Here is a 6,565-nt window from a genome sequence, read left to right as displayed (position 1 = left end):
GAGGCGCGACTGGGTCGACGTCATGTGGGCAGAGGCGAAGTTGTGGACTTCGCCCGTTGCCTCGATGGCCGCCTCCTCGGTGCTGTTGGTCGGCACGGCGTTGGCAAGGTCCAGGCCGGTGATCCGCAAGGCCACGTTGCCGCCGATGAAGTAGCCGTTGCCGTCATAGGTGCCCGAGCCGCGCGTGCCGTATTCGATCGTGCCGATCGTGCCTGCCACCGTATGGGTCCCGAAGGCATACTGCAGGTCGCCATGGGCCAGCACATATTTGGACGTGCTGTCGGTGCCGTAGCCGATGAACATCTCTTCGCCCGAAAACGCAGCCGAGTTGTCGAACACCGGAAAACCGCCGCTGGAGACGTCGGAAACGAAGCCGCCGCGGACAAAGGCCTCGAAATCCATCCCGTTCGATCCCGAGGCATCGATGGTGATGGTTCCCCGCTGCTCGGGCGGATCGACGGGATCGGTGTCGTCGACATCCGCGACGGTGACCGAGAACGTCTTCGTCACCTCGCCGCCGCGGCCGTCGGCCACCTTCACGGTGACGTCGTGCGTTGCGGCGGTCTCGTAATCGAGCGCGCCGGAAACCACGAGCCGCGTTTCTCCGGATTCGGTGACGAGCGAAAACAGGCCGTCCGCATCGTCCGTCAGGGTATAGGTGAGCGCGTCGCCATCGCTGTCGGCGGCCGACAGGATCCCGACGACCGTGCCGTCCGGTGCATTCTCGTCGACCTGGCTTGCCGAAAGCGCCAGCTCCGTCGGCGCATGGTTGCCGACATAGTCGGTGAGGTCGAGCGTCTTGGCCATCACCGTCGAGACGCCGCTCAGCGTGGTCCGCCAGGTGACGACGACATTTCCGTCATCGAGCGTCGACACGGTCGGCAGTGCCGCCGTCGTTCCCTGGGTGCTGTTGACCACGAAGTCCTCGCCGACCGGGGCGCCGTCGCTCTCGAACACCCGTCCGCGGATGACGGCGGGGCTTTCGGCGGAGGACCAGACCATCAAGAAGCGGCCGTCGTCCAGCGTGCTGATGCTCGGCGTCAGCTGGTTTCCGGCGGTGGTGCTGTTGGCGACGAAGTCGTCGCCGGTCGCAGTGCCGTCCGCGTCGAACACCCGCGCGCGGATATCGCTGTCCGCACCATCCGCCGACCGCCAGGTGATGACGTAGCCGCCATCGGCGAGCGCTGCGATCTTGACGTTGGACTGCGCGCCGTTGGTCGTCGAATTGACCTCGAAATCAGCCGTTCCGACCACCTCGCCGTTCGCATCGAAATGCGTAGCACGGATCACGCCGCCGGAGGTGTCGCTGCCGGCCGTGTCGTTCAAGGTCCATGCGATCACGTAACCGCCGTCCGCAAGGGCGGCCACGGACGGCGTCAGCTGCCCGGCTTCGGTGACGGTGTTGACGACGAACTCGCTGCCGGCCGGCGAGCCGTCGGCATTGAGGATGACCGCGCGGATCCCGGTTTCGCTGCTGTCGCTGCCCTCCGCGTCCGCCGACTGCCACGCCAGCAGGATCCGGCCGTCGTCCAGTGTCACACCCGTCGGGGCGTTCTGGTTGCCGGTAACGGTGGCATTGATCGTGTAGTCGTCCGCGACCGGCACGCCGGTGTCGGTGAAGGCGCGCGCCCGCACGCCGTTGCCGGACGTATCCGGTTCCTGCCCGTCGGCGGACTGCCAGACGGCCAGGAAGCCGCCGCTGTCGAGCGCCACCAGCCCGGCCGAGCTCTGGGTGCCGGCGCCGGTCGTTTCGATGCTGAATTCGGCCGAAACCGGATTGTGATTTGCATCATAGATGCGGCCGACCAGGCCCACATTGCCGTCGACCGTCGTCTGCCACGCAACCACGAAGGTGCCGTTGGCAAGAGCGGTGACGGTGGGAGTGCCGGCACTGTTGATGTTGGAGATTGCAGTTTCAGTCATGGTCGCCTCGCATGTGACATCAAATTCGCGCTGCGAGAGCCCCGCAGACACAACGATCTACCCCTCGCGCCACGGCTGCGGCGCGATCCATTCGCTTGAAAGAAAGTCGGCGGCCCGCCGCACCCGCGCTGCAGATCCCTGGGCAAACGGCCGCCAGCGCGGCCCCGGGCGCGCTACCCGAGGCAGATCCCCGACCGGCCGGCGCCGTCCGGGAGCTGCGCACCGGCATTCCGCATCACAGCAGGAAGTCGCCCTTGTCGAGGGTGATGCCCTTGTCGATGTGGATGGCGAAATCGGTCTTGCCGTCGCCGTCGGTATCGCCGGTGACGTAGGTGTTCGAACCGCTCTTGGAGTAGCGCAGCTCGCCCGCCTTGTCGCTGAAGGCATCCGTGCCGATGAAGCTGAAGGTCTGGTTGCCCGACTTCGTGCTGTTGGCGTCGACCGCCTTCAGGTCGATGATGTCGCCGGAACCGAAGTCGAAGATGGTGTCGCGGGCGGACGTGGTCGAATCCGACGCCGCCTTGAACACGAATACGTCCTTGCCGCTGCCGCCGTAGAGGTCGTCGGCGCCCTTGCCGCCGTAGAGCGTGTCGTTGCCGCCCTCGCCCTTCAGCACGTCCGCGCCGGAGCCGCCGGTCAGCACGTTGGCGCCGCTGTTGCCGGTCAGCTTGTCGGCGTGGCTCGTGCCCGTCAGGTTCTCGATCGACACGTAGCTGTCGCCCTTCGCCTCGCCGGCATTGCCCGAAGGCTTCGTCAGGCTGGCGGTGACGCTCTTCGAGGCGCCGACATAGGACGCGGTGTCGTTGCCCGAGCCGCCGTCGAGCCGGTCGCCGCCGGACCCGCCGTAGAGCGTGTCGTTGCCGCCTTCGCCCTTCAGCTGGTCGGCGCCGGCATAGCCGTAGACCCTGTCGCTGCCGGAGCCCGCCTTGATCAGGTCGGCGCCGACGCCGCCCTTCAGCGTCTCGGCCCTGGAGCTGCCGCCGATGGTCTCGACGACGTCGGAGATCTTGATCGTGAAGGTCTTCGTCGCGCTCACGCCGTCGGCATCGGTGACCTTGAGCGTGACCGTGTCGGACTGCACCTTTTCATAATTGATCGCCTTGGCGACCGTTAGCGTGGTCCCCGACAGCTTGAACAGGCCGCCGGCCGTGTCGGTCAGCGCGTAGCTGAGCGCCTTGCCTTCCGGATCCTTCGCCGAGAAGGTCCCGACCGTCGTGCCGGTCTTGCTGTTCTCCGCAATCGTCGCCTTGGACAGCGCAATCGAGGTCGGGGCCTTGTTCGTCGGCGTCGATCCCAGTTTCGTCAGGTCGACGCTGCCGTCCGAGAACTTCGCGGTCTCGATGTTGCGCAGCGTGTCGCGGCCGTCATTGGCCCCCGACCGCTTGTCCGTCACCGTGACGCTGCCATCGGAATTCTTCGTCACCGTGTAGCTGGCCTTCGTGCCGCTGAAGACGGCGGTATCCTTGCCGGCCGCGCCGTCGAACGTGTCGTTGCCGCCGTTGCCGCGGACGGTGTCGTTGTATTTCGTGCCGCGATAGGTGTCCGCGCCGGTCGAGCCGACCACGTTGTGCGCCTCGGCCCAGAGGAAGCTCTCCAGCGCCGCCGGCTTGGAGGTGCCCCCGCCGTCATGCGCGCCGCCCATCAGCCCGTAGATCACCTCGTGCACGTCGCCGCGCACGCCGTAGGCGTTGTAGATCTTCAGCCCGCTGATCTCGATCGGCGTCTCGACATTGGCGATGTGGCCGTCCTCGACGTCGAACGAGCCGTTGGAGGAATTGTAGCTGTCGCCGAGCGTCGACAGCCGCACGGTCGTGAGCGTGCCCGAGAGGGTGTGGTCGTTGAAGTAGTAGTTGAAGTCCTTGCCATCGAGGATGATCGCCTTGGTATCCCCCTCCTTGCCCTTCACCACCTTGTCGAGAAGCACGATCTGGTCGCCTTCGAACTGGCTGGAGCCGCCGAGGATGTAGGGCCAGCCCGTCGGCACCAGCGTCGAAAAGAAGTTCGTGAACGCCGTGTTGAAGTTCACCCCCTTCGATGAACCGAGTTCGGCGGTAAGCTTGATGGTGATCGTCATCTCGTCACTCCCGTTACGGGCAGCCGGCCGGTCCGCCGCGCCATGGCGGACGGGCCTGCGGCCCCAGTAGGCCCTGTCAGGCATGGTGGGCGACGCCCGCGGGCGCGGGCGCCGTCCGGGCTAGAATTTCATCGTCAGCGAAGCCTTGGCGTTGAAGCCGGGGCTCGGATCGGCGTTGAGGTACTGCGTGTACTCGCGGTCGAAGATGTTGTTCAGGGCGAGGTTCGCCGTCGTCGTCTCGTTGATCTCGAACTGGGCGAAGAGATCCACGAGTTCGTAGGCCTCGCCGATGAACCCGGTCGAGACATCCTCGTCCTTCTTGCCGACCACCGTCAGCCGCGTCCCCGCCGTCAGGCGGTCGTCCAGGGCCCGGAAGCCGAGCGTGGTGACGGCGCGGAAGGGCGGCACCTTCTGCAGCGTCCCGCCGGTCGTCAGGTTCTCCCCGTCCAGGATCTGGCCCGCGAGCCCCGCAAACATGAAGCCCGCGTCGTAGCTCGCCTCGAACTCGAACCCCTTGATCCGCGCCTTGGCGATGTTCTGGTACTGGTACCCGCCCGGGATCGGGAACATGATGAAGACCTGGTCGATGTAGTTGTCGACGTCGTTGCGGAAGACGCCGAGCTTCACGCCGAGCTGGTCCGAGCCGGTGAACAGGTCCTGGAAGCGCAGGTTGACGCCGCCCTCGATGGTGTGGGCCACCTCCGGCTCGAGATCGGGATTGGGGAAGAACTGCCCGACGACCGGTGGCGGGTGGAAGCCCTCGATCAGCGTCTCCGTGAGCGCCGGCGCGCGGTAGCCCTCCGAGTAGCCGCCATAGAAGGTGACCGGATCCCACGGCGTCACGCCGACGGTCAGCTTGGGCGAGAGCCGGCTGCCGTCCGTGTGGGTCTCGTCGTTCTCCAGGCTGTAGCCGTCGTAGCGCAGCGCCCCGATCACCTCCAGCCATTCCCAGGTCAGCTTGTCCTGCACGAAGGCGCCGTAGGCGACGCGGGTGCCCGGCGGCGTCAGGTCGTCGCTGCTGCCGAACTCGTCCTCGGTGCTGACCTTGTCGCGAAACACGTCGCCGCCATAGGTGACCTCGTGGGTGACGGCGCCGGTGTCGAAGGTCGAGGTGTTGAAGAGATCGAGCCCCGTCGTGCCCACCTTGAAGGACTGGTTGTCGCCGGTGAGGTCGCCCGTGCCCTCCTGGTCGGACAGCGTGCCGCTGTAGTAGATCTTGGCGCTGAGGTCCCAGAAGTCGGAGTCCGGCGTGTAGCGGTAGCCGGCCGTCAGCGTGTCGACCGTCACGTCGATGTCCCGGAGCAGCGTGGTGGTGCCGTTCTCGAAGGTGTTGAAGTAGCGGGACGCCGACAGCGTGATCTCCTGGTCGTCGGTCGGGCGGAAGCGCGCCTTGGCAAGCCCCGAGCGCAGGTCCTGCGCCGAATCCACCTCCGTCCCGTCGCCGGACTTGTAGTCGTCGGGCTTGAACCATGTGCCGGCGATCACGAAATCCGCACCGTCGCCGATCCGCGCGGCGGCCTCGCCGTGCACGGTCGGCCCGGGACCGTTCGTGTCCCATCCGAGCTTGACGCGGCCGCCCTTGGTGGCGCCCTCCTGCAGCACGTCGTCGGCATCGATGGTGGTGAAGCTGATGACGCCGCCGATGGCGCCGCTGCCGTAGACGGTGGCCGTCGGCCCGCGCGTCACCTCGACGCTCTTGAGCATGTTGGTGTCGAGATAGAAGGTGCCGTTGGCCTCGTGGCCGTTCTTCTGGAAGTTCTGGCGGGCGCCGTCGACCAGCACGTTGACGCGCCCGAAATCCTGCAGGCCGCGCATGTTGATCGCGGTTCCGGGATCATCCGCCGAGGTCTGCGTCGAGACGCTCGGGATCAGCGTCACGATTTCGGAGACCGGCGCGCCGGGCATCTCGACGCTGAGCTGCTCGCGCGACAGAGCGCTCGACCCGGACAGCGTTTCGAATACGCGCTCCCCGAGCCGCGTGGCGGTGACCACGATCTCCTCGAGCACCGTCGGCTCCTCGGTGTTCGCCGCCTGCGTTGTCGCCGCCGCCTGCGTTTCCGCCGGGACCTGGTCTTCCGCCTGGGCCTGCGCATCCTGGGCGACGGCCGGCCGGACCGGCGCTGCAACGGCGATCAGCAGCGCCAGCGCCGAAACGCCGAGCCGGAAGCTTTCCTTCAGCCCGGCGGACTGCCTGGAAATGGATATCATCGAGACGTGCTTCGGGGGGCGGCCATTCCGGCCGCCCCCTTCCCGCATGATCAGACCTGCATTCCGCATCACAGCAGGAAATCTCCCTTGTCGAGGGTGATGGCCTTGTCGATGTGGATGGCGAAGTCGGTCTTGCCGTCGCCGTCGGTATCGCCGGTGACGTAGGTGTTGGAGCCGCTCTTGGCGTAGCGCAGCTCGCCTGCCTTGTCGCTGAAGGCGTCCGTGCCGATGAAGCTGAAGGCCTGGTTGCCCGACTTCGTCGCATTGGCGTCGATCGCCTTCAGGTCGATGATGTCGCCGGAACCGAAGTCGAAGATCGTGTCGCGGGCAGACGAAGTCGAATCCGACACCGCCTTGAAC

General features: G+C 66.5%; 4 protein-coding genes. All 4 read right to left on the bottom strand.

The features are described 5' to 3' along the window. Positions 1 to 1,923, bottom strand: a 1,923-nt coding sequence (locus P0086_RS25140) for a cadherin repeat domain-containing protein (protein ID WP_275790822.1), incomplete at its 3' end; no start/stop codon positions are given. A gap of 235 nt (positions 1,924 to 2,158) precedes the next feature. Continuing rightward, positions 2,159 to 3,997, bottom strand: a complete 1,839-nt coding sequence (locus P0086_RS25135; protein ID WP_275790821.1) for a calcium-binding protein — start codon at positions 3,995 to 3,997, stop codon at positions 2,159 to 2,161. Positions 3,998 to 4,117: 120 nt separating this feature from the next. Then, positions 4,118 to 6,205: a TonB-dependent hemoglobin/transferrin/lactoferrin family receptor gene (locus tag P0086_RS25130; RefSeq protein WP_275790820.1), complete on the bottom strand. Its 2,088-nt coding sequence runs from the start codon at positions 6,203 to 6,205 to the stop codon at positions 4,118 to 4,120. Between the two features lie 68 nt (positions 6,206 to 6,273). Further along, positions 6,274 to 6,565 (bottom strand): M10 family metallopeptidase C-terminal domain-containing protein (locus P0086_RS25125; RefSeq protein WP_275790819.1); only part of this gene is annotated, 292 nt, incomplete at its 5' end.

It is taken from the genome of Mycoplana sp. MJR14 (assembly GCF_029210525.1).
GTDB lineage: Bacteria > Pseudomonadota > Alphaproteobacteria > Rhizobiales > Rhizobiaceae > Mycoplana.
This window is presented reverse-complemented; position numbering and strand designations above follow the sequence as displayed.